We start from the raw sequence: 25,896 nt of genomic DNA on the forward strand, positions 1-25,896 counted from the left end.
ATTTCAAACAACATGGTAGGATAATACCATGAATATGTAATTTATCAGGAGGATGCACATGGGTAAGTTGACAATACCGGCATCGAAAGAAGTAGAGAAAACCGTGAAACAGAAACCATACGATTTCATGACACTCGGGGCATTGGTTACCCGTCTTGATCCAGGAATCATCCCATTCGCATACGCGGATACGTACGATATCCATGTATCGGGTGGAGAGTTCAATGTTGCTGCAAACCTGGCCAGAGCATTCGGTCAAAAGACAGCAGTCGTATCGGCTATGGTAGATTACCCCATCGGAAAGAAGGTAGAAGCCGAAGTCCGCAAGATGGGAGTAGACTCCTTCTACGCAAGATTCGAACATAACGGAGTCCATGGACCAAACATCGCCCAGGTATGGAGCGATCAAGGTGGTGGAGTTAGAGCTCCGGTCGTGTTCTATAACCGTGCCAATGAAGCGGCTACCCTACTCAAACCAGGCTCATTCGATTGGAAAGCGATCTTTGCAAACGGCGTACGTTGGTTCCACAGCGGTGGAATTTTCAGTGCTCTTTCAGAGACCACTCCCGAAGTCGTTATTGAAGGAATGAAAGCTGCCCACGAAGCTGGTGCTATTGTATCCTTCGACCTCAACTATCGTGCGAAACTTTGGGCTGCAAATGCAAGCACAGGTGTGGATCCGGTAAAACAGGCCCAATCTGTACTCAGCAGGATCGTAGAACATGTTGATGTCCTCGTCGGTAATGAAGAAGACCTGCAGATGGGATTGGCACTCGAAGGACCAAAGGTAGAAAAGCAATCCAAGCTTGACCCGACAGTCTTCTTCGGCATGATGGAGACCGTAGCAAAGCGTTTCCCCAATATCAAGGCTGTCGCTACCACCATGCGTGAAGTCCGATCAACCAACCGCCATGACTGGTCTGCTGTCCTCTGGATAGATGGACAGGCTTATCAGGCTCCTACAGCATCCTTGGATGTCTATGACCGTGTAGGAGGAGGAGATGGCTTTGCATCTGGACTCATCTATGGACTGCTTTCCGGTAAGACTCCCGAAGAGGCATTACGTCTCGGTTGGGCTCATGGAGCATTACTCACCACCTTCCCTGGAGATACGACTATGGCTTCATTAGACCAGGTCGAAGCCTTCGCAAAAGGTGGTAGTGCACGAATCCAGAGATAAGCGATTGAGAACATGAAGGGAGCAAATGGTATGAAAGCTTTGGTGATGGAAACCTACAAGGAAATGACCTACAAAGAGGTGCCGAATCCCAAAATCAAGGGGCCGCACGATATCTTGGTACAACTGAAAGCATCAGCGATATGCGGTTCGGATGTCCATGGATTCGACGGTTCTACCGGTCGGCGACAGCCACCGGTGATCATGGGACATGAGGCAGCTGGAGTCATCGTAGAAATCGGTGAGGCCGTTACCGCGTTCAACGTGGGAGATGCGGTCACCTTCGATTCCACCATCTACTGCGGAACATGCCGTTTCTGCCACAGTGGAGAGGTAAATCTCTGTGACAATCGGAGAGTCCTTGGAGTATCGTGCGACGAATATAGACAGGATGGCACCTTTGCTGAATACGTAGTGGTGCCTGACCATATCGTCTATCGTCTCCCCCAGGGGCTCTCATTTGTAGAGGCGGCTCTTGCTGAACCTGCAGCGGTAGCCGCCCACGCCCTCAGGATAACTCCGGTACATTTGAATGATACCGTTGCGGTGGTAGGAACTGGACTCATTGGCCTACTACTCATACAGATTCTGAAGACTGCTACCAGCGGAACTATCGTTGCCCTGGATACGGATGCCGAGAGAAGGAAATCCGCCCTCTCATTCGGTGCCGACCTGGCTCTGGACCCAGCAGATACGAATCTTTTACATGAATTGGAAAACAAAACCAATTCCTCCTCAGTCGATAGAGTTTTTGAGGCTGTGGGAGCCACTGCCCCCATCAAGACCGCGCTCTCTATCGTGAGAAAAGGAGGCTCGGTCACCTTGATAGGTAATGTGAGTCCCACCATAGAGCTCCCATTACAACAAGTAGTGACAAGACAGATTACCCTGTACGGATCTTGTGCCATTAGTGGTGAATATCCTGTAGTATTGGACCTCATGGCACGAAAAAAAATCGATGTTATGCCTCTGGTGAGTGCAAAAGCTCCGCTCCAGGAGGGACAGGCATGGTTTGAAAGACTCTATGCAAGAGAGCCTGGATTGTTGAAAGTCGTTTTGGAACCGTAAGGAGGATTTTACATGGATATCGTACGTTACGGACTGATCGGATATGGCAAGGTAGCCCACCTGCACGCACAAGCTATCAAAGACTCGTCCACAGGAACACTCGTTGCTGTTTGTGGAAGGAATGATGCACGAAGAGACGAATTCGCTGAAAAATGGGGAATCGCCAGTCGCAAGGATGTTGCCGATATGGTTGCCCTAGACCATATCGATGCTGTAATCATTTCCACACCACATCCACAACACCATGACCATGCGATAGAGGCTTTTGCCGCTGGCTGCCATGTCTTAGTTGAAAAGCCGATGGCTCTCACAGAGACACAATGTACTGATATGATCCTTGCTGCCGAACGAGCTGGAAAAGTACTTTCAGTTGTCAGCCAAAGACGGTGGTATCCCTCCACCATGCGAATCCGGGAGGCTATCGACAGTGGTAAGCTGGGCAAGCCTTCTATCGGTTTCGCTACCATTCTTGGTTGGCGTGATGAAGCATACTACAAGAGCGATCCTTGGCGAGGAACATGGGAAAACGAAGGTGGCGGGGTCTGTATTAACCAAGCACCCCATCAGTTTGACCTCCTACATTGGTTCATGGGTCCCATTGCACGTATCTACAGTGAATGGGGGAATGTGAATCATCCCTATGTCGAGATTGAGGATACCGCAGTTGCTACCATACGTTTCGCCAATGGAGGAATGGGCTCTATCCTAGTCAGCAATTCACAGAAACCGGGAATCTATGCGAAAGTGCACGTTCACGGTTCATCGGGAGCTTCCGCTGGGGTGCAGACCGATGGAGGAGCTATGTTCATTGCCGGAAGAAGCTCTGTGTTAGAGCCACCGGTCAACGACCTATGGACCATAGAGGGAGAAGCAGCTCTCCTTCCTACATTCCGTCAGCAGGATGAGGCATTTTTCAAGACTATAGATGCGACCACCTATTTCTTTTCACGCCAGATCGACGATGTATCAAAAGCTATCACCGAGGGGTGCAAACCCATGGTTACGGGAGAAGACGGACGCGAGACTGTCCGAATAATCGAAGGAATCTATAGAAGTGGGAGAGAAACACGACCTATCATATATTCTTGACTGCAAGTCCGCCAACCTATAGAGTCAGATTATCATGATGCGAAAGCGTTCCAATGTTCCGTACCGTCTCTTTTTAATCATTTCACTCGTAATCCTACTCATTGCCAGTGGGTGTAAGCAAGTGGACCGACTGGTAATTAATGGGGAGACAGCCCATCTCATGGAGAACAGGGTAAACGAACAGTTGTGGGATTCTGAGCACATGCTCATGGGAAATACTTCATCGAATATGCGCAATGGTGGGTATGTCCTATCAGATGGACAGCATATTCGCTTCATAACCCATATGGAATTCGCCGATACTTCTCTGGTCCATTATCTGCAGGAACTACCCCTCTCTCAGATAGGCAGTCTCACAGCTAGGAATGAAATGATCGCCGAGATGAATGGCATTCTTTTGGGTACGTATCGCCACCATATTCTGTATGTGGATGCTACAAGCAGCTTGATCTATGGTTTTGACACTCAGAATTACCACCAGAGCATACTCTTTGAACAACCTGTGGATAAGGCTTTTCTCTTGGAGAACGAACTCTTTGCCACTACGCCTGAAAGTGGAGCTTTGTGGAAAATCCAATTGGACGTAGATTTATCAAATGCAATTGAGACCGTGCCTACCCTCCTCTACGAGTCGGCAGGGATCTTGATGGATATTGCCCATGGGATTGCCTACACCACACAAGCCGATACGTTCACGACCCTCGATATGATAGATATCACGACCGCTCAGTTGCGAGGAAGTCTCGTTGGCGGCTATTACCGTAATATCCAAATCAGCGGTTCATGGCTTTACTACCTTGAAGATAATCGGCTTATGAGGCAACCACTTAGTGGGGAGACTCCAGTCGCAGCAAGTGTACGGGAAATAGATGAATTTGTTGTATGGGGATCCTATCTAGCTTTTACCGAACCGGAAGGAGGCTTGTTCATTAGCCTTTTAGACGGTTCACAAATAGCCCAAGTATCGTCCGATATGGCATCTTCAATCCAGCTTATGGACAATAGACTCTATTACAGAAATGGATACGATGAAGATGCGATCTATAGTATCGACTTGGAAGAAGGCGTCCGCTCAGCGTTGTTGGGACCGACAATGACCGATGGAGGAATCCATTTCACCATCATGGGAGATGATGAAGAGAGAATTTTCATTGAAAGATACGCAAAGCTGATCGGAGAGATTGCTCATGAGCGATCAACCAATGAACGATATGGGGGAGAACTTTCTCTTCCAATCCTATTCGCAGAGGTCTCCAAAGATGGAGAAATCATCCAGTTACATCGCTTGAAAGGGGCTGAATTCACCCCCGATGAAGTAGGGACCTTGGCAATCATCAGCTCTGAAGATACGCTTCTCGGTCGCTACACTGATGGTGGCCTTGCGTATAGGCGTGATACCGTTATCACCCTCTTCCACCCCGAACGTAACAAGCCCTATAGCTCATGGATAGTACAAGGACGACCACCAAGTGAAATAAAGAGTGGCGAGGGTGATCGATACGGTATACCAGTATCATGGCACCAGAAGGCACTTGATCTGATTGAACTGATAGGATCCCGTATGTGAGCTGCTATAGTGGACTATGGTCGTACAGCGTAAAGTGATTGCGCTCACTTGAAATAATACCTTCTTCTATCATTTTTGATATTTCTCGTGAAAGCGCACTACGGTTAACGCAGAGATAGTCGGCCAATTCATCCCTATTGAAGGGAATCGAAAAAGTCGTACTCCCTTTATCATGGCTCTGCCAAACAAGATAGGTCAATAATTTTTCTCTCATGGTCCGCTGGCTGAGAATAGAGAGTTTGCGATTCATCATGAGATTGCGCTCAGCCAAGACATTCATCATATTTTCGATTACCCGGGAATGGAAGGAACATGCTCTTGTACAGGGAGTGACTAGTTTATTGAATTTCAACAACAAGATTTCACTTTCCGAATCGGTCATCACCGATACAGGGCTTGATGGAGCCAATTTGCTTGCGGCGACCTGTCCAAAAAGCTCTCCAGGACCCAGCTTGGCAGTAATAGAGCGATTCCCAAATGCATCCTCTGTAATGATCTGGACTTGTCCATGCAGTACTACGCCAAGATCCTCGGTAGAATCGGTTTCATGGAGAATGAATTGTCTGGCTTCGAATTTTTTATGTCTCGCTTGAAGACAACTGAGCATATGTGGTAGTTCTTCTTGCGTCAAACTTGCGAATAACGGTGTCTGCGCAAGCATAGGAAGGTACGGTTCCATGGAGTCTCTCACTTATCGGTGGTTTTGTTGCAATAGCAACGTATAATGGGATAGTAACGATTTACCCATTTTTATGCAAGAGCTGGTGAAAAGACTACTCGAATCATTTGTACCGATACCATATAATTGGATTCATAAGAGCTCATCTGGGAAAGGTTAATAATGCGCGATAGGCGATTTGTCAGAGTCCATAGAGGGGGAAGCCTAGAAGAAGCCGACCATCGTGCTTTAATGGGATGGGCAATCGTATGTACCGAGCATATTTTGAAACTTATCCCTTACGAACTTGATCCTCTTTTAGAAAAAGCCCTTCAGATAGCGCACGATTGGGAGGCTGGAAGAGCAAGCACAAAAGATGCCATAAAGGCATCCAGAGAGGTTCATGCCCTTGCCAGGGATATATCCGATCCTGTGATGAAACTCATAGCCCGATGTATTGGCCATACAGTCGCTACAGCCCATATGGCCGACCATTGTCTCGGTCCTGCCTGGTACATTCGTAAGATCATGATGTTAACGGGAGGTTCGGCTGAAGAGGAACAAAAATGGCAGGAACAACAACTGCTGAACCTGCCTTCACATGTACGAGATCTGGTGATACAAGGAATGATCTAACATCAGGCTGGGTTGAATTTATCCTTATGCGCCCAAAGCCCAAGACCGGGATTGGAGATATAGTAAATCTCCTCTCCATCGACCATATTCCAACCATCCTTCAAGACTTTAGGATCGTAGCGTTTGGAATATTCAGCCAAATCACCATAGTTGAAACCGACACCTTCGACCTCTTCCCGACTCAGCTTTCCAGGACAATAGGTGATCGTGAACCGTCCGCCCGAAGCTCCTTGGATCAGGTGACTGGCGGTCCCTAGATTATCGGCAAGATCAGAATTCTCCCCTATGGCTTTGACCACATAGGGAGCTTCATGATACCCATACTTGCGGATCAGGGAATCGGCATTGGGGTTCTCTCCGAATGTATGTACACCAGGAGCGAGAATGACGATCTCCCCACCATCGGCTACTGCGAGCCTTGAGCGGTAGATACTCTTGTTTCCTACCCATGTACTCTTATACTCTTCCCCATCGAGAAGAACAACGATCTTTTTTGGACTTCTTTCCAGGAGGAAAATATTCTCTTGCTGGGCAAGGGCTGCAGCCTTTTCATAGCACTCTGAATCGTCTCCTGCGAACACACCCTTCAACAAAGTGCCTCCCTGCATATCAGGGGCTACCACTGTCTGGATGTAGAGGAAAGGAAGATGGGAAAGATAGCGGTCTGATCCCAAGTTGAGTAGATCCCGTACGGGATTATGAATCTGACCCATGATCTTTTCCATATCACAAGCGGCACCGACGAAATGACTCTTATCGATGCATTCCTTACCGCCGGTTCCGACAAGCGTGTTCTTGGTATAATTGGACATACCGGCAACTTCGTGAGGTACAACCTGCCCTACTGAGATAATCAGATCCCACTGCTCTTCCAACAGTATACGGTTGATTTGGACAGGCCAATCGAAATCGACTGCCCCTTTAGAAATCCGAGAAACCTCTTCCGATGGGATCCTACCGAGTTCCTCTACCTCTGTCCTGTAGTCGTGATCATGGATAATGGATAGCGGAACATCCTTGAACATGGTCCGTTTCTCCTCATCGGTCATTCCATAGTGCGTACCCAATGCAGGCAACACCATGGTTACAGAGTCACCGAGAATAGCATGAATCTTGCTCGTAATTTCTCCCGCCCGGGAGTGGTAACGGGTGAAATCGGGTGGAATCACTAAGACATTTCGTAACGATCTGCCAGCGGAAACCGATCGAATCAACTCTTCAATAATAACACTCAAGTCGCCGGAGGATATTCCACCTTCGGCAACTTGTTCATGGCAATACAACATGTAGATCTCCAGTTATTTTATCGGTAATACCAAATTCGGCAAGAAAGTTATGATCTGCGGGAATATGATCAGGACCACTAACAGAGCTACCATACCGATGAAGAACGGAATGATTGCTTTAACCAATTCCTCCATCTTGATACCAGCTACACCAGTAGCAACGAACAGTACCGTTCCGACGGGAGGAGTAATGAGTCCGATTCCCAAGTTGATACACATGATTACACCCCAGAATACCGGATCGACACCAAACTTGGTCATGACAGGCAGCAATACCGGGCCGAGGATCAAAATAGCAGGGGTGATGTCCATGACAAATCCTACCAGGAGCAAGAGGATGTTGGCTACAATGATGATGACCAACGGATTATCGCTCAAAGTACTGAACATCATTGCCAATTCCTGAGGGACTTGGGCTAAGGTAAGCAGATATGCGGTAACTGATGCATTACCACACAAGAACAGCACCGATGCGGTAGTCTTGCTGGTGTTGAACAGAATTTTTGGAAGGTCCTTGATTTTGAGTTCCTTGAAGACAAAGAGCCCAAGCACCAAGGCAACAATGGCAGCCACTACACCTGCTTCGGTTGCCGTAAAGACACCGGCAAGAATTCCCACAACGATGATAAATGGGACGATAAGTGCGGACCAGGCATCCTTGAAGGCACTCCATACTTTACCGAACTCAAATTTTCTCTTCTCACCACCATGGAGATCGACCTTATGTTTGCCAACGGTTAGGAGAGTTATAAACATGAGTGTGAAACCAACGAGGATCCCCGGGATAATTCCACCAATGAACATCCGAGAGATAGAGGTACTGGTAGTTACTCCATAGAGGATGAATGGGATACTCGGTGGTATGATGATACCAATTACCGATGAAGATGCAGTTACCGCTGCCGAATAGGCAGGTTCATATCCCTCTTCTTCCATGGTCGGAATCAACAGCCCTCCGATTGCGGCGGTATCGGCAATTGCACTACCGGAAATTCCTCCAAAGAACATACTTGAAAGGATATTCACATGACCCAAACCACCTTTAATATGGCCGACTAGCGCATCGGAGAAGACCATGAGACGTTTTGCGATTCCACCCCGGTTCATGATTTCACCAACGAACATATAGAACGGGACAGCCAGCAAGGCAAAGCTATCCATACCATTGAACAGTTTCTGGGCATAACTAACGATTGGGAAATCCATGATCACGAGCATGATCAGGTTGGCTGCTGCCATACTGAACACGATGGGGATTCCCACTATAATACCTGCAAATAGAACACCTAAAAATACAAAAAGCATTTACTTATTCCTACTTTCACGAATTATTGTTGTGAATTTGATGATATTTCCAACGAGCATGGCGATCATGGAAAACGGCAACACCGAATAGACTAATTTCATAGGCAATCCTAAAGTTGCCGATACGTGTCCCATTGTGCGCAAGAATTCAATACTATAAAAAGCAAGAACTCCAAGAATCACAGAAATTACTATTGTCTCTATGGCAAACAATACTTTCTTACCATGTTTGATTCTCTTGATGATGATATTGGAAAATAGGTCGAGCCCGATAAGCTCATTATTTTGAAAGACACTTATCATCCCCAAAAGATTCACCCAAATGAACATGAATCTCGATAATTCATCAGCCCAAGCAATGGAGTTATTGAAAACATATCTTCTGATTACATTATAGGCTACGATGATGAACAATCCCAATGTAGTCAGGATCATGAACCATCTGTAGATCTGTTTTACCGCATTCTTAATTGTCTCAATTCCTTTCATATGCATAGTAATGGAGAGCCCAGCAAAGCCAGACTCTCCATATGCTCCTTTTGTTTACAGGTTGGCCAAGAAGTCGACTGCCTTCTGGACCAATTCAGGACCGATCTCTTCAGCGAACTGGTCATACACCGGTCTTGTCATCTCCTGGAAGGGTTTAATTTCTTCTGGAGTGAGGATGGTGATTTCCATGTACTTGCCGAGCTCAGCAAGGATTGCCTGCTCTGCTTCACGAGCGCTGGTTCTGTTGAAGTCACGTGCTGCGAATACTGCTTCGCGTACTTCTTCCTGGTACTCGGCGGGCAACTTGTCCCAGAACTTCTGGGAGAAAAGAACACCGAAAGGAGAATATACGTGACCAGTGTTGGTTGCATACTTCTGTACTTCGTAGAACTTGTTGGCAAGGATGGTTTCCCAGGGGTTTTCCTGACCATCGACAACGCCCTGCTGCAATGCGGTGAATACTTCACCGAAGTTCATTGGAGTGGGGTTTGCGCCAAGCATCTTGAAGAAGGCCAAAGGAACGGGGGTAGGCATGGTGCGGAGCTTAAGACCGACCATATCTTCCGGAGATTCCACAGGACGCTTGCTGTTGGTCAACTGACGGAAACCGTTCTCCCAGTAACCGATACCGACCATACCAGCGGGCTTGAGGGAGTCGAGGACTTCCTGGCCTACAGGACCATCGAGAAGAGCATCAACCTCTTCGTACGAGGTGAACAGGAAGGGCAAGTCGAACAACTTGACAGCGTTTGACCACTGTGCAGCTGGTCCGATTGTACCACAGAACATTTCAACAGTTCCGAGCTGGAGACCTTCAAGGATCGCCAAGTCGTCACCAAGAGTACTTGAGTGGTACAATTCCATGGTCACCACACCGTCAGTAGCCTCTTCGAGATGAGCCTTCATGAACTCCAAGGTCTTGTACTGTAGGGACTGGTCATTATAACCAATACCTGTCTTGATGACATACTGACCCTTCTTGGGTCCAGTTTCCTGCTCTCCAGCCGCGAAGACCAGAGCAACACTGAAAATTGCGATTGCAACAATCATGAGTGTTCTTTTCATAAGTTCCTCCACATAGTGTGTAAATATGATAAAGCCTTAAGGCCTTACAAAACGATTTTTCTTCAGTCTGCTGTTAGGCAAAACTGATCAACACCTTACCCTTCATTCCATCCTTCGATAATTTCTTGAGCATGTTTTCAGCTTCCTCAAAAGGGTGAACGCCATCCATGAGAAGCTCTGGTTTGAGCAATCCTTTATCGAACGACTCTATAACTGCATGGAATCTGCGGTTATTCAGTCGCGATCCGACGATCGTCAACTCTTTCCTAGTTATTTCGAATTGGTTCACCATACTCTCATTCTTGGAAAATCCCAGAACACCCATCCGTCCACCGGGAGCGGTGCATTCGAGCAAGGTGAGAAACAGGGAAGGAATACTCGCTGCATCGATTACGACTGTCACACCATCGCCATCTGTCAGACGCATAACCTCTTCTTTCAGATCGGTATTCGCGGAATTGATCGTATGGTCTGCTCCAAGCTCTCGTGCTTTTTCGAGTTTGTCATCCAAGATATCACAAACGATAACTTGAGCCCCCAACATCTTCGCTGTCATGAGTACGGTATTGCCGATCACACCGCTACCTACGATTAAAACTCGGTCACCTGTACCGATTTGGGTTCTCTGGCAGATATTAGAGCCGATGGAGAAGGGTTCAACCATAGCTGCGGCTTCCCAACTGAGGGAATCGGGAATGCGATATACATTTTCGGAAGGAACGATATGTTGTGATGCGAAGCCCCCATCGGTATGGACTCCCATGACTTGGAGATTGGAACAGACATTCGGGTGACCGCGACGACAGGCATCACATTCCCCACAGTTCAAGACGGGATCGATACAGACCCGATCTCCAACCTTCACAGTATCGACATCGCTTCCAATCTGGGAAACGACACCAGCCATTTCATGTCCAATTACCCTGGGATAGACAGTAAATGGATTGCCACCCGTATAGATAAGGATGTCCGATCCACAGATACCTACCCTTTTGATATCGATAAGGACTTCACCTGCTTGTAAATTCCTTACCTCTTTTTCTGCGACCTGGACTTCACCCGGTTGCTTCACTTGCAGTACTTTCATTCTGGCTCTCCCCTAGATTCACCTGTCCACAACCGAAGATATTCAAGTCCTCGGATGATTATATATCAGTTCAGTCGTTTTTGGAAACGATTTCGCTCAATAGTTCGGTTTCCTTATATACACTATCCAAATGAGCCCTCATAGCTATGGAACTCGCTTTAGGATCCCTTTCACGCAAACCTTCTAAGATACGGGTGTGTTCTTCAAAGGTCTTCTCAAGTCGATCGTGAGTCCTATCAAGATCAAAGAGGTCCATTCGTTTCCAAACTTCAATCAACGGTCTAGTTAGAAACGAATACAATGCAATGAGTGTGGGACTTTTGGAATATTTGACAATCTCCTGGTGGAAAAATATATCGTCCTCTATTACACGAAACGTCTTCTGAGAACGTTCAAAAAAAATTTCATTCGCTTTCACGATCTGAGATAACTCTGCATCATCAATCCTTTGGGCTGCTAGCTCGGCAGCTCGAACCTCCAACGTGGTACGGGTATCGGCTAGTGACAAAGGATCGAATCCATCGCCAATGTTCAGAATATTGTCTATGAGACCGACTAAAATCCGCGTATTGATGTCTGCTACAAAAGTCCCCGCCTGAGGTCGGGTCTCTAAGACTCCATACAATTCAAGTTTGTTGAACGCAATTTTCAATTGCTGTTTGGCGACTCCCAAGGCTTTTTGCAAATGGGCTTCTGACGGTAGCTGATCCCCTGGTTTGAGCGTCCCATCGAGAAGAAGATCATAGACCCTTTTTATGATCAGGTCAGACACATGGGGAATTTCGATTTTTTTTAATTGATCAACCATTTCCGAGTCCATTGCCTCACCTTAATTATCGATTAGTCGATTAGTCGATTAGCGACTTTAAGTATGCTACATCAGGAATTTCGAATTGTCAAACATTAATTTCATAAATTTCACATTATTTTAATCTTCAATAAATTAAATAGAAAATATGCATATATAGAAGACAGGATAACAATTTGATGACATTTTTTCACATTGACATGTATACTTTACCAAATGTATTACATAAGACATGCTGAACTACAGAAGATGGTCTCGTACATACTAGACATTTTAATATCCCATAATGGAGATACCGAATGGCAACAAACGACACGAGGGGGGTGAAAGGCACCCAAGCGTTGGACGATCCAAGAATCCTACGTCAATTGATCCGTCTATCGGTTCCTGCGATGATCGGTCTTTTGGTCAATACACTCTATACCATGGTGGATATGCTCTATGTGGGGAAATCTGTTGGAGCACTTGGAATAGCGGCGTTAGGAATCTCCCTCCCCGCTTATGTTTTACTCTCGGCTGTCGCCTTAATGATTGGCGTGGGTGGAGCCTCACACATTTCCAGACAATTGGGTGGTGGCAACACTAGAGAGGCTGGCAAGAGTGCAACTACGAGTCTACTGGGAATGCTTCTAATTGCATCGTTAATCACTGTGATGGCAGCTGTTTGGTTCCCACAGCTTTCCTCTATCTTAGGAGAAACCGAAGCGACAAAACCGTTTATCCGTGAATATCTGGGAACCCTACTATGGGGTGCCCCTGTAATAACTATGGCTACAGTGCTAAATGCGTTCCTTCGTGCCCAAGGCCGGGCTAAACAGGCAATGTTGGCAAATATCATAGGGAACGGGATCAACATCATCCTTGATCCTCTACTGATAAGTTCTATTGGTTGGGGTATACGTGGAGCAGCTATCGCCACCATAGTTGGACAACTAGCTGCAGCGCTGTACGCGTTTGCTTTCCTTTCCTCCCCGGCTTCCTTATTTTCCCTGTCCAAACATGGCAAGCTTTTCGAACTATCAGTCTTTGCAAGTATCGTAACCATAGGCTTTCCGACACTGGTGCGGCAAATGGGAACAAGCGTTGTCACTATTGTTGTCAATCGCAGTCTTGGTCAGCTGGGTGGTGATTTAGAGATAGCCGCCTACGGTATAATCGGGATGCTCTTAATGTTCTTCAATATGCCTATCTCAGGAGTCGTTCAAGGCTTACAACCACTAGTAGGTTTCCACTTTGGAGCAAAGCGCCATAGGGAGGTTGGAAAACTTCTCCGCTATGCTCTCCTGATAAGCTGTTCAGTGGGAATACTTTTTCTCTTATGTACTATCGTTATGCCAAGCATATTTTTGAGATGGTTCACATCTAATCAGGATCTACTCGATCTTGCAGCTCCTTTCACACAGATTATGATGTTGGGTTTACCCTTTCTCGCTATGCTGAGTATAGGAACAGCATTTTTCCAAAGCATCGGAAAAGCAACCCCTGCTCTTGTTATATGGATTGCAAGACAAGGAGCCCTTCTCATACCGCTAATCCTGATTCTCGCAAAAATCTATGGAGCAAGAGGAATATTCTTTGCATTCCCCATATCCGATATAATAAGCGGGCTACTTGTCCTGGCTTTGGTTGTCGGACAATTGCACAAATGGAATCCAATAGCCGTAGAAGGAACAGCAATCGAAGAGTCCCCTTCTCCTTAGCGACATGCAATGGCTACGGCCATAAACAGAAGCACTAGCCCTACCCTGTAGCTAAAAAATGAAATTACAATAATTATAATTTTTGGATTTCCATCCTTGCCTTTATACCTTACCTACCGTATATATACACTAGTCAACAGATGTAACTACTGCCTACTATATATAGGGAGAAGAGCTATGGATCAAAAACGATCGACAGAAAAAGGTCTCATTGTTTCGTTCATAGCGTTTTCCTGTATTATCTTGTTTGTTGGAATCATAAGTCTTATCAGCATCAACCGGACTATGGATTCTGTTCTACTTGAGTTGGGACAGCTTGAACAATCGAACAATTCTCTCTTTGGTCAAGCCCAACAACTCTTGAAGAGAGATACCTTTGCAAGCAGTATCATTGTAGCATCCGGTTCATTGTTCTTGATACTTTTCAACTTTTTCATGACCTTTGGAGGACTGAAGTTCACACGGAAGGAAAAAGCGACACGAGACCGTATAGAGAAGGAGTTGAGATCAAGCAATGAAAAACTTTCCAGTGTGATAGAGGGTACTCATGTCGGCACATGGGTCTGGGATATCCCTACTGGTAACATCGAGATCAATGCACGATGGGCACAGATAGTGGGCTATACATTGGAAGAACTAGGTTCCCCCACTATCCAGTTGTTTAAAGATTTTTTGCATCCAGATGATCTGGGTATTGTGGATACTCAAATCGAAGAGTTGGTGGAGGGGACACGGGATTTTTTTGAAGCCGAATGCCGGATGCACCATAAGGACGGAACTTGGGTGTGGGTACTAGATAGAGGGAAAATAACCAAAAGGTCCGAATCGGGTGAACCTGTGGTTATGAGCGGTACCCATGCGGATATAACGGATGCAAAACTTGCAAAATCGGCATTGGAAAAGAGCGAAAGTAGTCACCGCAAATTGGTCGAACATATGAATCAGGGACTACTCGTATGCAAAGTCCAGCAGGATACCAACAACCAGATTGTAGATGCGATAGTCATCAGCATGAATAGACGGTTTGAACAAATAATCCAAATATCCGCAGAAAACATAGTAGGGTCTTCGGTAGAGAAGATTTTCGCTAGCGATAAGAGCGAATGGATAGCATTGTTCAATGATGTCGTAGTATCGGGGAAACCAATAACCATCGAGCGTTATTCATCGTATCTCGATAAACAGTTAAGAATATCTGCCTATTCTCCCGAACCATTGCTTTTTGCCGCAATCATTGACGATATCACTGAATCCAGACAGACTCAGAACCAACTCGCGCTCCAAAAAGCCCGGCTCGAAACTACCCTTCTCTCTGTCGGAGATGGAGTAATTACACTTGATCGTAACGGTTGTATAGAGATTATCAATAATGTGGCTCAGACACTCACCAAATGGCACTTTTCCGAGGCAATCGGAAAATCGTACGAAGATATCATTGAGTTTGGTGAGGACGATATCATCAAACAATCGATAGAGCAAAAGCAGTCTATTGAAGCCGGACCAATGGCTATATTAATTGTAAAATCGGGAGACACTATTCCCATTGAAGCAATAGCTTCTCCAATTTTTAGTTCTGATAAGAGTGTCGATGGCATAGTGTTAGTTTTTAGGGATTGTACAGAGAAACGGCAAAAACAACAAAATATCCTACACCTCAGTTATAGCGATCCCATGACTGGCCTGAAAAACCGAAGAGCATTTGAAAAGGAATCCCTTCGATTGAATCATGTTCGCTATTGCCCTTTGGTACTCGTAATAGCCGATGTTAATAACCTCAAACTTACAAATGATGCCTTTGGTCATGATGCCGGAGATACGTTGCTTCAAACGGTTGCTGATATTCTAAGAAAAGAGAGCCGTGAGACCGATATTGTAGCAAGGATAGGTGGAGACGAATTTGTGTTGCTGTTACCGAATACTGACGCTGAGCATGCGAATAGTATTATTGAAAGAATAAACAACTCAATTTCGAAGGCAAAAGTAAAGGATATGCCGATTTCCGTCTCATTGGGAAAATCGATAAAACTCATCCAAACAGATGATATGGATGTGGTCTTCAGGGAAGCAGAACATGAGATGTACCGCAAGAAGATTGCAGATCGACCACAAATAAGGAAGCGGATTATCGATCAATTGCTTATATCATTATTCGAGCAGAACAAAGAGGAACAAACGCATAGCGAGCAGGTAAGCAAACTTTGTCGCATGATAGCTGAACACACAGGATTGTCTGAGGATGAAGTGGATGAAATAGGTATGGCTGGCACCATGCATGATATTGGCAAGATTGCTTTAAGACCGGACCTGTTTAAAAACGAAAACCACTTGCATGATATTGAGAAAGGTGATGTATTACGACATCCCGAAATAGGATACAACATATTGAGCGCAGCTCCTCACTATGGGGTTATCGCCGAATATGTTCTCACGCATCATGAGCGATGGGACGGTACAGGATATCCAAGTGGATTGAAGGGTACTACCATACCCCTTCAAGGTAGGATTCTTGCGTTGGCTGACAGCTATGCGCATATGACTAGAGAAAAACCATTCGGGGCTGGATTTACAGAGACAGAGGCGCTCGAACATCTTTCTGGGGAGTCTGGAACGAAGTACGATACTCAGCTGATTAAATTGTTCACCCAGTTGATTACGGATACATATTGAATTCTACCTGTTAGAATTCCCGTTCCCGAGCAATCTCCAATTTTTCACCTTTCACATAGCGATCGAAGAATTCCAAGACCAAAGTATTCGTAGTTTGCATACAGTAAACTGGATCCACTGTTCCGGTTCCCAACAGACCGGCTAGCAGAGGAGAAACTAATGGCAGATCGGTGAAATTCAAGTGACCCGATCCTTTGACCGTCACCTGATAGGAATTGTCTGAGTTTCCATGCATGAATGTATTTGGGTACGAACTACCGAGTCTACTGGCTTGGTCGGCATGATCTTCATTGAAGATATTGAGGATTGCCTTTGGATACGGTTCTCTGTCAAAAGTCCCTTCTCCCGCTGAATAGGCAACGGTCTCCCCCATCATCGTACCATCCAGAACGATAACAGCGTCGATTTCTTTACGTTCTCTCCCAACTTCCGCGGCAGTTGCCCCACCCATGGAATGTCCAAGCAATCCTATGGCATTATCATCGATCTTACTGAATACACCTTCGGTATCCGTAGTCTCTACATTTGTAAGGACCGTATCCAAAACGAATTCCATATCCTGGGTTCTCAACTGCATCCACTGTTGTTCGAGGTTATAGAGCTCCTCTCCCACTACTTCTCCATTCTCTGTAGCCATCGCTGTCTTCATGAACTCCATATCGACCAAAATGGTTTTACCATCGGTTTGCTTGGTCCTGAATGAGTGGTACGGGTGGTCTATGCTACAGACGACATAACCGTTACTTGCAAGTTCCATGAATGTGGAATAATTGCTCATACGGTAACCGAACGCCCCATGGGAAAATATCGCAAGGGGAAATGATCCATCATCTACATCCGGAAACCAGAACTGCACGGTCACAGTTCTGTAATCGGGTTCTTCGGTGAACGCTTCTTCCCGCGATTCATCCACCCATGTATAGGTTTCCGTCCTTACGGCATACTGGCCGGTAACCTCCAGGTCTTTGTTACCTGGAAAAACCGCTAAAGGTATCGTTATGAAGAAATAGAGAAAGATCTTGAAGGCTAGAGAAACACCTGTCATCCGTTTTCTACCCCACCCTTTCCACAAGAACAAAAGAGCTCGGATAGTTTCATATATACAGATCAGGGCAACACCAGCCCATGATATGCTCCAATCGAGAAAAGGACTCAACAATGTAATGAGCAATATGGCACTTACAGCCAACCAATAGAAGCTTCTTTCACGTGGAATTACTGTTGCCCTTCTACGCTGTAGCATGAATAAGGATATCTCAAGAACCACCAAAACCGAAAACACAAGTAATGCAATCATCAAACTTCTCCTCACAACAGTACTATCTACCTATAGCCTCCAACCACTACTTGGATGGTGATTAGCGTCAAATTCCAATTAACGATTCATACTGTATTGAGGTGCCAAAAGAGTAATTTATTGTAATCAACAATCTGCTACGAATATTTAATTTTCAGATACTTTACAGCTAAAGAAGGAATTAGTAAATATTACTATAGATAATTTTTTCTCTATTTTGCAATATTTTTATTGTCATTCCAATTATTAGAAAATCTATTGGGGTTAACCTACCAAATCTATCGGGTTGAGTCATTCAGCGAATCGAGTGTAAGACAAAAACCTAGTTTCATGAAATGAAGTATGAGCCATCGCCCTATGAAGTCGCCTGCGTACAAGAAAATCGCTACTCTTCACTTATTCAAAAAAGTGCCCCTGCCCTCAAAGCAGGAGCACAATAGTGCAGGAACCTTATGACCTCTAGTTCTCACTGAGAATTTGGTTCCAAGTCCCCTCATTCAATTGGAACTCCATAACAGCCGAAGTTAACGTTTCTGGAGGAAATTGACTCCCAAAGTACACTATCTCCAAACCTTCCCAAGCACCAATACCCAAATTGTTGATAGTATCAAATGGTGGACTAAAATTCACCTCATCATTCGTCTTAATAGAAAAAGAAGGAGTTATTTGATCAGCTTCAAGTCCAACATCATAGGTGAGATATATGCGTCGACCTGTATCGGCAGTCTCCTCACTATAATAATTATTCACTTCCCAAATTTTAACCGTTCCACCGGTACCTGTGATGAAATCTCCTTCTATATCTCCAGCAATAGATGTTTCAATCAAGGTCTTCTGGTGAACAGTATTATCATTGATTTCATGAAGGATAATCATCCTATACTCAAAGCTATCATCATCATACACAGTGAAGCTAAAATCGATAAAGTCATTAACTCCAGTGTAGACAACTCCATCTTCCAGCAGCTCAATCTCACACTCTACACTCATATCAAACAGTTCGAAATTGATGGTATCGGAAGTTGAAACGACATCAGTTTCCCAACTGATGATAGGGGGTACCGATGAGGTAAGATATGGGTCAGTATTATCGGGTTGGATAGCGCCTCTCGTTTCTGCAGACCTTACAGAGGAACTGAATACAGGCATTCGCAGGGAAACAGTATGCCCCGACCCCTGATCGAGGGCGCATGAAGTAAATAATGCTCCAGAAAGGAGAATCACGAATGCGATAAGGATCAAGGCTCTTTTAGGTTTTTCTAGTGAACGTAGGACATGAGAATTTCTTTTCAAGGTTAACTCCAAACTATGGTTGTTTATATGTTGATTCTTATGGTAACACAGGATTTACAGACAAAAAACCTTTTTCATGTAAAATAGAGCAAAAAAATATCTATTAATTCAAGAATTTGCCTTACGGACAAAGTGAAAATAAGATGAAAACAAACGAATACTCTTCAGTCAACGACTCATCAGAAAGCTCTTATTGGTCTTACTCTCATGGTATTGTTTCGCTTGTTTGATTCTTGACTTCCATTCCGAGAATTTGCTCCCACTTGGATTTCTCGAACCTAATTTTTGTTGATATCCATTTTCCAGAACGTGCGTAGGGTCAATGATACTTCCGGGCCACCCAGACCATATTTTTCTATTCCCATGGTTTCCTCATGTGCAGCGAACCGCCATCCTCCACGCAGGGCGAGCCGCGTCCGTTTTGTAATATTCAGTTCCAAACCGGCAGAAATAGAAGCAAAAGTAGAACGGTCAGCGGTTGCACCATCATACCCCTCTTTATCATCGGCATCCTCGAGATATCCAACGGAAATCCCACCTATAGCCAGACGCATGAAGGGATGTATCAAACTATCGGAAGAGAAAGTGAACAGCAACTCCATTCCGGACATCAGAGCAAAAGCTGCTTCTGTATCTGCAATTGAGATCCCAAGGTTGGCATGTTCGAAATTTGACAACGGATTGACTGCGATAAATGCTCCAATAGAGAACCTAGGAGAAATTTGGAATCCATAGGACATGTCAATCAAGAATGACATGTCATCCTCAATGAGCGCTTCTCCGCCACCTACATTTAGATAATTCACGAACGAACACGATGGATCAGCAACATCCAAGACTGTTTGTGATGCGAATACAAAGCTACTGGTGCTCAACATGACCAAAGCCAATAAGACAATTTTAATTTTTTTACACATAATTTTTTTCCTTTATATCCAATATTCTATCTAGTTGGTGTTTTCCAAAACCAATTGATCAAGGATGTCGATCAATTCTGATTGTTTGTACGGTATTCCTTGTACGACGACGAGATTGATATCACGCAGATGAGAGATATCTTTGAGAGGATTATTATCAAGGACCAGTAGATCCGCCCGAAATCCTGCTTGGATTGAACCAAATTCATTGGCTTTGCCAAAGCATTCGGCTGCATGTGACGTTGATGAGGCTAGAGCTTCCCAGGGAGTCATGCCCAACTCGACAAAACTCTCAAGTTCCTTGTGTAGGGAAGTCCCGGCGACCACGTTCAATGTACCGCTATCCGTTCCTGCGGCAATCGGAGCATCTGCTTCGATAAGTGCTTTAACGATTAATTCAAAGTCCTTAATGTGTTCAGAAGGTAAAATAGAGTAACCATCTACTTTTCTCTTAATGAGAGAAGAAAATGAATTGATGGAACCAGACCAGATTTTCCGGTTGGATGCGGATATATAGCGAGTCCATGGATCGGAATCAATATCATCGATATGATCGGGTGTCACAATATTTTTCCAGACTTCCAGCGTGGGAACATTCCAAATCCCCGCAACGGCTGAAAGCTCAGCATAATCATCGAGCCTATCAAGGCTGAACTTCATTTTCCCAAAAGGATTGATATAGCCAGTAAGGTGCTCTATTGAATGCATCAAGGAGCCCTCTATCACCTCTTCAATAGCTACTTCATGAGGAACGTGACCTACAACTGGTAAATCGAACTTCTCAGCCTCCTCAACAACACTGAAGAAAGCAGTCCGTGGAAGTTTGTTATATATTTTGAAATAGTCAAAACCTTTTTCGCTTGCTATCTGGACTGCCCGCTTTCCTGCTTCAGCGGAATTGATATCCAAGTAGAGAGATCGATCGAAGTATTTTCCCGTTCTTGCCTCATGGATGGGGCTGGCCTGGTACACCCAAGGTGAAAGGACATCTCCTCTTTGGGTAGAATCACGGAATTCCAGGGGGACGTTGAAAGCGAATCTCGTGTCATCACGCCCGGAGTCAGTCAACGAAGCCATATTACGTACGGAAGTGACTCCATTTGCCAAAAACAACAGAGGATCCAAGGAATTGAAAAGCAGATGTACATGGGCATCGGCCAAACCCGGGACTATCCACTTACCCGAACAATCGATAACATCTGCAGATTTAGGTATCCTATCATAGTCAGTACCTACATATGTGATTGTATTGCCTTCGATAACCACTATCGCATTTTCCAAAACCATATCAGGCTCTGTCATCGGAATCACATTTGCATGCACGAAAGCCTGTGTTACCTGTGCCATCTTCAAATCTGGCAGTTCCACCCGAACCGCACGCGGTCCGGAAAAACACGAGGTCATCAGTAACATGATGCCTAATAGAAACACAATCATACCATTCTTACATTTTTTCCATTGCATATCGCAATCCTCCTCACTCTTGACGAAGGATAGGATATGGTTATACGGAGACTACTCCTATCGAATAAATGTATGAGAATGCGTGTAAACATCTAAGTATTTAGTTGTAATTGGGTGAATTTGTAGGGATATGATTTGAGGAAACGAGATCATCTACCCCTCTGAGGAAGTAGTTGCTCTACAGTTCTTACAAAAGCATTTAATCTGAAGGTATGGTATTTAACCGTACGGAAAACCTCGCACTTCGGTTTACTGCACTTATTTTTATACCCTTTTGTCGAACTACTAGTTTCCTGATAATGAATGGTAAACCAACCTCCACTCTGTTGCTCAGACTGATTTTTCACCTACAACAATCATGGATAATCACTTTTCATAGAATGTATGTACAAATCACAAATAATACACTATTATAATGATAATTCAGGAGATTCCAGCATGGGTAATATTTTTTCAGGGCCTGTAACCGTTTTTCATGGATTCTTACTGCCAGAGGAAGCAATCCCAGTGGGGTATGTTGCTCTCATTGATGCATACCAACTTCCTGCACCCTTTCCTCGACTGAAAATGGCAATCGGTTTGAAACATAATATTGTAACAAAATTGGGGTGGCACTTGCTGACACCCAGACATCAACCAGAAGAGACTCTCATAGGGCATCTTGAATTTGCTTTAAAATATGAAGGACTTGATTTGTGTATATTGAAAAAATTGTTCGAGGTAGTCAATAGACGAACGATTGAAACCATAATTCAAGAGACGATTACTGGTTCATACAGCAGACGGATTTGGTTTCTCTATGAATGGCTCATGGGAACACTCCTTGATATCCCTGATGCTAAGAAAGGAAATTACGTATTGGTTGTGAATCCCAAACAGCAAGTTACCATAAAAGGAGAAAATTCCAAAAGACACCGTGTTGTGAACAATCTCCCGGGGACTCCTGATTTTTGTCCGATGATCAAAAAAACGGAAGAACTTGAAGAATTTCTCAAGATGGACCTTAAACTTAAAGCTCGCCAAGTCATTTCAGCTATTCCAAAGGATGTCGTGGCCCGTGCTGCAGCATTCTTGCTACTTAAAGATTCCAAGGCAAGTTTTTCCATTGAAAATGAGTCACCCGCCCATGATAGGATTCAGCGATGGGGCAATGTTTTGAGAGAAGCAGGGAAATCGCCTTTGAGCAAAGAGGAGCTGATACGTCTCCAACATATTGTGATAGGCTCTAGAGGTTTTGTAAAAATTGGGTTCAGGGACGAAGGGGGCTTCATTGGAGAACATGATAGGGAAACAGGAACACCTATTGTTGAACATATAAGTGCTAGATATGAAGATGTTGACTCATTGATTTCAGGACTTATTGCATATAGCAAAAGAGTTTTCCAAAAAATCGATCCAGTCGTTGCCGCAGCTGCGATTGCCTTCGGTTTTGTGATTATCCATCCATTCTCTGATGGAAATGGAAGAATTCATCGATATCTCATCCATCATATTCTCGCAGAGCATGGTTACAATCCTCCAGGAATGATATTTCCTATTTCAAGTGCAATGCTACTTCGAATAGAAGAATATGCAACCATCCTAAAAGATTACTCACAAAGCATTCTCCCTTTCATACGATGGGAACCTACAGAAGATCACAATGTACGTGTTCTGAATTCGACAATAGATTACTACCGATACTTTGATGCGACCCCCTATGCAGAGTTCCTCTATCATTGTGTGCAGCAGACGATTGAACATGATCTCCCGAAAGAGACACGATTCCTCGTGAATTATGATCGGTTTAGAGAAACTGTACAGGATTCCGTTGAGATGCCTGATTCTACCGTCTTCCTCTTGTATAGTTTCATCTCACAGAATATGGGAAAACTATCAAAACGAGCACGTGAAAAGGAATTCCTACAGTTAACTGAAGAAGAAATTGAACACTTTGAAGCTGCTTATGATAGGCTATTCAATGCCGTTGCGCTTGAGTAGTTTTCGCAAAATAGAGAGAAAACCACCAGGAAGCTCTGGCCAGACTTTGTAGGTGTCTATAAAATTAGACATAAAAAGTTTCAATTTCTCTATTCATTTTCTAAAAGTTGACTCACCAGCGTAATTCGATTGTATGTCACAGTAAGCATTGGACTATTCATCGTTCCATCTTGTGAAATCGCTTCTTTGTAAAGTCTGAGCCATTTCTTGAAAGCTAACAATTGATGCGCCGTTTGCATTACAGAAGTCAGCAAGCTATATCCCCATGTTGTTCTTATACCGAAGGATGAGAAATTCGTTCTGTAACGGGTTATAGTATTTTTCCATGGTTCAAGTAGACTCCATTTCTTTAGCGAAATTCATCTCTGGAATAAAATCTTTTTCATCACTTCGTGTCTTCTTTTACGATAGTATCAAATCCTTGGTAAGTGTCTCGGTGGTCGCCCTATGAACGTGCGAATGTTGCGATTTTCTCCAGGGACATCTCCACTTTACTTGCATCGACATCGACACAAACCTTGGTGGTGGGATTCCCTTCCCGGAGTCTTCTGTGGTCCACTATCGTCCGCCCCCTGTCCACCCCTTCGGTCTCCACCGTCAGATGCAGAGGAATGATCGTGAAATATTCTGGATGCAAAGAACATACGACAGCCGAGGGATCATGGACATAGGTCTCGTCGCTACCCAAAGTATTGGTAATGTAGTACTCAACCATGCCGGCGAACAGGATACCGAACTGCTTCCCACCGGAACGCCATAGATCCGCATCATGCTGTGTCAGTCTTGAACGCATCGTTACATCCAAACCCACCATGGTTACATCGAGCCCGCTCTCGAACACCATCTTGGCCGCTTCAGGATCTTGCGAGATGTTTGCCTCGGCGAAGTGATTCACATTCCCCCGCACGGTGAGCGCGCCACCCATTACCACCACTTGACCGTTCCAAAAGCACAACTCGGGTTCCCTTTGGAGCACGGTGGCAAGATTGGTCAAGGGACCGGTGGTGATGATCGTGAGGTCCTTACCGTAGGAATGCATCGAATTGATGATGAAGTCGAACGCACTTTCCTTCTCGACCTCACGTGTCGATCTGGAAAAGCTCACCTGTCCCACTCCGTTCCTTCCATGGATTCTCACACTTACATCATGGGGTTGAAACTTCTGCTGGTTGAGTGCATGGTATGCACCTTCATACACAGGGACATCGGAGCGACCAACCAATGCGAGCACATCGAGTGCATTGCGTGCTCCGACGTCGGTGGTCACGTTGCCGAATGTAGCGGTCACTCCAAGCAAATTTACCGAAGGATCGATGGCAGCAAGAGCCAATGCGATGGAGTCGTCGACTCCCGTATCGAGATCCAATATGATATTCTTTTTCATATCCAATTACCGGTCCTTCTCTCTGAGTACAATGCTATTGAGCTAGGAGAAGAGGATTGCAGAATGGGTACCCCTTCGCAATCCCCTTAAAAGCTGGTGAGCAAGACTTACACCATAACTTTGATGATACTCTTCTGTTTCTAGGGGTCTAGAATGCAGACAATGTGTTAAGTTGCACTCTTTCCCTGGGATATAGATTCCCAACGGGCGATTGCCTCAAGGACCACACGAATCTCCAGATCCCAGGCTTCGATCAACTTGGTGTTTTCAGTCGTGTAGATTACTTCACCCGTGGTCAGGTTTCCGCTGGTTCCACAGATACATGCAGTTGCTACATCCCGCATATGGCCGATAGTGAACAAAGCAGAAGCTTCCATCTCGATATTCTGAATCTTGAGATCCTGAAGTTTCTTGATAAATTCCGGCGATTCTCCATAGAATGCATCGTCAGTGCTGGTGATTCCTGCAAATACACCGACCTCAGAATCGGTAGCCATCTCCTTGGCTGTCGCAATCAGGTGATTGGTGAAGGCGAAATCGGGAACTGCAGGAAAATTTTCTGGGACATAGAACTTTGATGTACCTTCGTTCTTCATAGCACCAGTAGTAATCATCAGGTCACCAATCTTTATACCAGGGTCAATTGCTGCGGAACTGCCTATCCGGATGAGCGTCTTCGCCCCGATATTGATCAGCTCCTCAGCCGCTATGGCTGCAGAGGGACAACCCATTCCGGTGCTCGTCACACTCACCTTCACCCCCTTGTAATATCCTGTGAAGGTACGGTGCTCACGATGGTTGGCCACAAGCTTGGCGTCATCCAAATATTTGGCGACCCGATCACTCCTGGCGGGATCGCCTGGAAGCAATACATATTCGCCGATTTCGCCGACATCGAGTTCGATGTGATACTGTTTCGTGTTTTTGGTAATTGCACTTTTATCCAATGCCATGATGTT

The 25,896-nt window shown here is 45.0% G+C and carries 21 protein-coding genes; 8 read left to right on the top strand and 13 right to left on the bottom strand.

Features of this window, described 5'->3' with window-relative positions; genetic code table 11:
* Positions 1 to 58: 58 nt before the first annotated feature.
* Genes ACODJP_RS00885 through ACODJP_RS00900 form a run of 4 tightly spaced genes read left to right on the top strand, consistent with a single transcriptional unit; the run spans position 59 to position 4,901 of the window.
* Positions 59 to 1,180 carry a PfkB family carbohydrate kinase gene (locus ACODJP_RS00885; RefSeq protein WP_422477500.1) on the top strand — a complete coding sequence of 374 codons (1,122 nt, stop codon included), beginning with the start codon at positions 59 to 61 and terminating at the stop codon, positions 1,178 to 1,180.
* Positions 1,181 to 1,210: 30 nt separating this feature from the next.
* Positions 1,211 to 2,245, top strand: coding sequence for a zinc-dependent alcohol dehydrogenase (locus tag ACODJP_RS00890; RefSeq protein WP_422477502.1), 1,035 nt, complete (start codon positions 1,211 to 1,213; stop codon positions 2,243 to 2,245).
* A 12-nt stretch (positions 2,246 to 2,257) separates the two neighbouring features.
* A complete protein-coding gene (locus ACODJP_RS00895) occupies positions 2,258 to 3,334 on the top strand; it encodes a Gfo/Idh/MocA family protein (protein ID WP_422477504.1) in 1,077 nt (358 codons plus the stop codon).
* Positions 3,335 to 3,368: 34 nt separating this feature from the next.
* Positions 3,369 to 4,901, top strand: coding sequence for a DUF5050 domain-containing protein (locus ACODJP_RS00900; protein WP_422477506.1), 1,533 nt, complete (start codon positions 3,369 to 3,371; stop codon positions 4,899 to 4,901).
* A 4-nt stretch (positions 4,902 to 4,905) separates the two neighbouring features.
* Here ACODJP_RS00900 and ACODJP_RS00905 read toward each other — a convergent pair whose 3' ends face one another.
* Positions 4,906 to 5,580 carry a Crp/Fnr family transcriptional regulator gene (locus ACODJP_RS00905; RefSeq protein WP_422477508.1) on the bottom strand — a complete coding sequence of 225 codons (675 nt, stop codon included), beginning with the start codon at positions 5,578 to 5,580 and terminating at the stop codon, positions 4,906 to 4,908.
* A 162-nt stretch (positions 5,581 to 5,742) separates the two neighbouring features.
* Here ACODJP_RS00905 and ACODJP_RS00910 point away from each other — a divergent pair, with 162 nt between their 5' ends.
* Positions 5,743 to 6,195: a putative immunity protein gene (locus tag ACODJP_RS00910; RefSeq protein ID WP_422477510.1), complete on the top strand. Its 453-nt coding sequence runs from the start codon at positions 5,743 to 5,745 to the stop codon at positions 6,193 to 6,195.
* 2 nt (positions 6,196 to 6,197) lie between these two features.
* On the opposite strand, the gene ACODJP_RS00915 is transcribed toward ACODJP_RS00910, so the two are convergent.
* The 6 genes from ACODJP_RS00915 to ACODJP_RS00940 all read right to left on the bottom strand — a co-directional run bounded on the left by ACODJP_RS00915 (position 6,198) and on the right by ACODJP_RS00940 (position 12,247).
* On the bottom strand, positions 6,198 to 7,481 hold the full coding sequence (locus ACODJP_RS00915; protein ID WP_422477512.1) for a lactate racemase domain-containing protein: 1,284 nt from the start codon (positions 7,479 to 7,481) through the stop codon (positions 6,198 to 6,200).
* Positions 7,482 to 7,493: 12 nt separating this feature from the next.
* Positions 7,494 to 8,786, bottom strand: coding sequence for a TRAP transporter large permease (locus ACODJP_RS00920; protein WP_422477514.1), 1,293 nt, complete (start codon positions 8,784 to 8,786; stop codon positions 7,494 to 7,496).
* Complete coding sequence (locus ACODJP_RS00925; RefSeq protein ID WP_422477516.1) at positions 8,787 to 9,275, bottom strand: TRAP transporter small permease; 489 nt, start codon at positions 9,273 to 9,275, stop codon at positions 8,787 to 8,789.
* Between the two features lie 54 nt (positions 9,276 to 9,329).
* Entirely contained in the window at positions 9,330 to 10,340 is a 1,011-nt protein-coding gene (locus ACODJP_RS00930; RefSeq protein WP_422477518.1) for a TRAP transporter substrate-binding protein, read from the bottom strand.
* Between the two features lie 73 nt (positions 10,341 to 10,413).
* Positions 10,414 to 11,427, bottom strand: a complete 1,014-nt coding sequence (locus tag ACODJP_RS00935; RefSeq protein ID WP_422477520.1) for a zinc-binding alcohol dehydrogenase family protein — start codon at positions 11,425 to 11,427, stop codon at positions 10,414 to 10,416.
* 70 nt (positions 11,428 to 11,497) lie between these two features.
* Positions 11,498 to 12,247, bottom strand: a complete 750-nt coding sequence (locus ACODJP_RS00940; RefSeq protein WP_422477522.1) for a FadR/GntR family transcriptional regulator — start codon at positions 12,245 to 12,247, stop codon at positions 11,498 to 11,500.
* 287 nt (positions 12,248 to 12,534) lie between these two features.
* Here ACODJP_RS00940 and ACODJP_RS00945 point away from each other — a divergent pair, with 287 nt between their 5' ends.
* Together ACODJP_RS00945 and ACODJP_RS00950 are read left to right on the top strand one after the other, a co-directional pair.
* Positions 12,535 to 13,935, top strand: a complete 1,401-nt coding sequence (locus tag ACODJP_RS00945; RefSeq protein ID WP_422477524.1) for an MATE family efflux transporter — start codon at positions 12,535 to 12,537, stop codon at positions 13,933 to 13,935.
* A 177-nt stretch (positions 13,936 to 14,112) separates the two neighbouring features.
* Positions 14,113 to 16,602 (top strand): HD domain-containing phosphohydrolase, encoded by a 2,490-nt coding sequence (locus ACODJP_RS00950; RefSeq protein WP_422477526.1) that lies wholly within the window; start codon positions 14,113 to 14,115, stop codon positions 16,600 to 16,602.
* A 10-nt stretch (positions 16,603 to 16,612) separates the two neighbouring features.
* Here ACODJP_RS00950 and ACODJP_RS00955 read toward each other — a convergent pair whose 3' ends face one another.
* From ACODJP_RS00955 to ACODJP_RS00970, 4 genes are all read right to left on the bottom strand, one after another.
* Positions 16,613 to 17,899, bottom strand: a complete 1,287-nt coding sequence (locus ACODJP_RS00955) for an alpha/beta hydrolase family protein (protein ID WP_422477528.1) — start codon at positions 17,897 to 17,899, stop codon at positions 16,613 to 16,615.
* Positions 17,900 to 18,358: 459 nt separating this feature from the next.
* Positions 18,359 to 19,192 carry a hypothetical protein gene (locus ACODJP_RS00960; RefSeq protein ID WP_422477530.1) on the bottom strand — a complete coding sequence of 278 codons (834 nt, stop codon included), beginning with the start codon at positions 19,190 to 19,192 and terminating at the stop codon, positions 18,359 to 18,361.
* Positions 19,193 to 19,470: 278 nt separating this feature from the next.
* Positions 19,471 to 20,109, bottom strand: a complete 639-nt coding sequence (locus tag ACODJP_RS00965; RefSeq protein WP_422477532.1) for a hypothetical protein — start codon at positions 20,107 to 20,109, stop codon at positions 19,471 to 19,473.
* Between the two features lie 30 nt (positions 20,110 to 20,139).
* On the bottom strand, positions 20,140 to 21,573 hold the full coding sequence (locus ACODJP_RS00970) for an amidohydrolase family protein (RefSeq protein ID WP_422477534.1): 1,434 nt from the start codon (positions 21,571 to 21,573) through the stop codon (positions 20,140 to 20,142).
* Between the two features lie 438 nt (positions 21,574 to 22,011).
* Between ACODJP_RS00970 and ACODJP_RS00975 the strand changes: the two genes are divergently transcribed.
* A complete protein-coding gene (locus ACODJP_RS00975; RefSeq protein WP_422477536.1) occupies positions 22,012 to 23,553 on the top strand; it encodes a Fic family protein in 1,542 nt (513 codons plus the stop codon).
* Positions 23,554 to 23,998: 445 nt separating this feature from the next.
* On the opposite strand, the gene ACODJP_RS00980 is transcribed toward ACODJP_RS00975, so the two are convergent.
* Both ACODJP_RS00980 and ACODJP_RS00985 read right to left on the bottom strand, forming a co-directional pair.
* Positions 23,999 to 24,937, bottom strand: a complete 939-nt coding sequence (locus ACODJP_RS00980) for a nucleoside hydrolase (protein WP_422477538.1) — start codon at positions 24,935 to 24,937, stop codon at positions 23,999 to 24,001.
* Between the two features lie 167 nt (positions 24,938 to 25,104).
* Positions 25,105 to 25,890 carry a nucleoside phosphorylase gene (locus tag ACODJP_RS00985; protein ID WP_422477540.1) on the bottom strand — a complete coding sequence of 262 codons (786 nt, stop codon included), beginning with the start codon at positions 25,888 to 25,890 and terminating at the stop codon, positions 25,105 to 25,107.
* Between the last annotated feature and the right edge of the window lie 6 nt (positions 25,891 to 25,896).

This window comes from Pleomorphochaeta sp. DL1XJH-081, from assembly GCF_049310885.1.
Lineage (GTDB): Bacteria > Spirochaetota > Spirochaetia > Sphaerochaetales > Sphaerochaetaceae > CAYZJV01.